Source organism: Nocardiopsis sp. TNDT3 (assembly GCF_003427465.1).
In the GTDB taxonomy this organism is placed as follows: Bacteria; Actinomycetota; Actinomycetes; order Streptosporangiales; family Streptosporangiaceae; genus Nocardiopsis; species Nocardiopsis dassonvillei.
The window spans coordinates 1-2,652 of the sequence record NZ_QPFC01000298.1; the positions used below are offsets into that span (position 1 = coordinate 1).

Here is a 2,652-nt window from a genome sequence, read left to right on the forward strand (position 1 = left end):
GGACTCGGACCAGCGTTCGCTCCGCGTCCGCCGCTCGGGCTCGGCCCCGCGCTCGTACGCGGGCCAGCGCTCGGGTTCCGCCCGCGCGGCGGGGCGCTCGACGGGCTGTTCCCTGCGCGGCCGCTCGTACCGCTCCGCCTGCGGCTCCGGGTAGCGGTCCCACTCCAGTGGCTGGCGTCCGGTGGCCCGCTCGCGCTCGGCGGGCCGCTCCGGAGCCCGCTCCCGCTCGACGGGACGGCGTTCGGCGGGGTGGCGCTCGGCGGCGGCCGGACGCGCGGGCGGCGCCGGGCGCGGCGGCTCGTCCCGGTGCGCGGCGGAGGACGGGCGCAGGGGAGCGGGGCGTTCGCGCTCGGAGGACGGCTGGGACTCGGACCGGGGCAGGTCCGAGGCGGTCTCGGTGCGGCGCGGGGCGAAGGGCGTCACGGTCGCGCCGGGGGAGGAGACGGGTTCGGGGTCGGGTGAGGAGAACCGGGCGGCCTCCTCGTCGGCGGGGGCCACGCTGTTGTGTCTGGGCTCGTACAGCCAGTGGGCGACGCGCTCCTCGCCGCCGTGCAGGAACACGAGCTTGAGCTGCCAGGACCGGTCCTCGCGCTTCCACGAGTCCCACGCCGCGTCACCGGTCTCCAACTGGTGCGCGCCGATCCGCTTGGTGACCAACTCCTCCAGGGAGGGGCCCGGGGCGGCGTCGCCGTGCGCGCGCACGCTCGCGCGCTGGGCCTGCTGGGCGATGTACTCGCGTTCCTGGAGGACGGGGCCCTCGAACCAGCGGACCCTCTCGATGGGGATACCGGAGATCTCGGAGATGGCCTCCGCGGTCTCGCCGGACCGGATACGGGCCTGGATTTCCTTGGGGCGCAACGGATTCTCCACTTCGATCTCGTACTGGCCGAGCCGGGAGAACTGGCCGCGTACTGCGGCGCGGAGGCGGTCGTCGACGGGCAGCGTGAAACGGGTTCCACGGCCGGCGCTGGCGAGCACCAGGTAGGTGCCGTCCTCGCTCACGGCCACGAGGCGAAGCTCGTGCATCGCCCTCCCTTTCGCGTCCCGTCGAGGGCAGGTCCCGCGACCCACCCCCGCGTTCTCCAAGTCTGGTCGGCCGACAACTGTTCGGCCAGTACCGCGCCCGGCATGTCCGAACTGTGTGCCCGCCTCCCGATCCGCGGCTGTCGCCGCGGTGGGAGCCGCCCCGGGGGTACCCGGGGCCCTCACGGTCGCTTCGGTGCCAATCTTGGCACGCTGACCCTTCCGCGACCGGGAGCGATCGCGGGGGAATGTCGCCGATCCCGCACGAGGGCTCAGCCGTGATGGTATCCCGCGTCCCCCGAATCACCCCAGGTCTGGGAAAAACTCCGATCCCGGACCGTTCCACGGGTACACGGACCCTCCGGGACGCAACTCGACACGCCGATGTGTACCAGAGAGTGATGCTTCTTATTTCATGGCGTTATCGGAAACCTGTCGCCCTTAGCCTGAGTTATCAAGCTATGGGCGAAATGTGAAGTTCGGGGTCTGTGGGGTTGTATGCCCCACCACACGCCCATCCCGCGCTGACAGTCCCGTCGCGCCCGTGCGCGGCCGACGAAGGGGGGACGACCGGATGGGTCGGACCGCACACCACGACGACCAGGAAGAAGGGGAGGAGGACGCCAAGGGAAGGAAGAAGTTCGACCTGAGCGTCTCCCAGGTCGCCGGTGCCGGAGCCGCGACGCTGGCCGCGGCCACCGCGGCCTCCTACCTGAACGTGTACGGCACGGTCATCGGCGCCGCCGTCATGGCCGCGCTCAGCACACTCGTCAGCCCGCTGTTGCAGCACTGGTTCTCACGCGGCGGCGAGCAGGCCAGGCAGTTGGCCGGTCGGGCCTCCGGCCCCCGGGGCGCCGCTGAGGTACCCAACGCCCCGGGGGCCCCGGTGGCGCCGCCGCCCGAGGGCATCTCCGAGACCGCCCTGCTCCGGCAGGTCTCCGAGACCGGGACCGCTGAGGAGGACGCCGACGCCACCCGCACCATGGCCCTGCCCGCGCTGGACGGCCGGACCCGGACCCCGGCCGACCCCGGCGCCACCGCGCGGATGCCCGCCGTCGGCCCGTGGCCTCCGGGCGCGGACGACTCCGGTGATCACGGCGGCTCCGACGGCGAAGCCGGGGGCGCCGGCGAACGCGAGGGCGGTCGGCGGCGCGGCTGGCGCTCCCTGATCATCCCGGCCGCCGCGGTCTTCGCCCTGGTCATGCTGGTCATCCTGGTGTTCGAGCTGTTCACCGGGCGCTCCCTGACCTCCTGGACCCAGGGCTCGGAGGAGCCCAGCGCGCCCACGCTGTTCGGCGGCTCCACCTCCGCGCCCCCGGCCGAGGAGGACGAGCCCGAGAACCAGGGGACCGGCGACGACACCCCCGACCCCTCGCCCGGGGAGCAGGAGCAGGTCCCGGGCACCGGCCAGCCGACCGAGCCCGCCCCCGAGACCGAAGCGCCCGGGGACGACGGGACCGGCGAGGGCGGCGTCACGGAGGAGGAGGTCCCCGGCGGCACCGGCGGGACCACCGAGCCCACCGCACCGCCGGAGGACGGCGGCGGGACCCAGGACCCGGGCGGGCAGGTCCCCGGCCCCGGGACCGGCGGACAGGGCGGCGAGGAGGCCGTCCCCGCGCCCCCGCCCGC

2 protein-coding genes are annotated in these 2,652 nt (G+C 74.4%); one reads left to right on the forward strand and one right to left on the reverse strand.

Going from position 1 to position 2,652, the window contains the following annotated elements:
- On the reverse strand, positions 1-1,026 hold a 1,026-nt coding region (gene sepH / locus DQW06_RS08050; protein ID WP_117198230.1), incomplete at its 3' end, for a septation protein SepH.
- A 571-nt stretch (positions 1,027-1,597) separates the two neighbouring features.
- Here sepH and DQW06_RS08055 point away from each other — a divergent pair.
- Positions 1,598-2,652: hypothetical protein (locus DQW06_RS08055; RefSeq protein WP_117198231.1), on the forward strand; the 1,055-nt coding region annotated here is incomplete at its 3' end.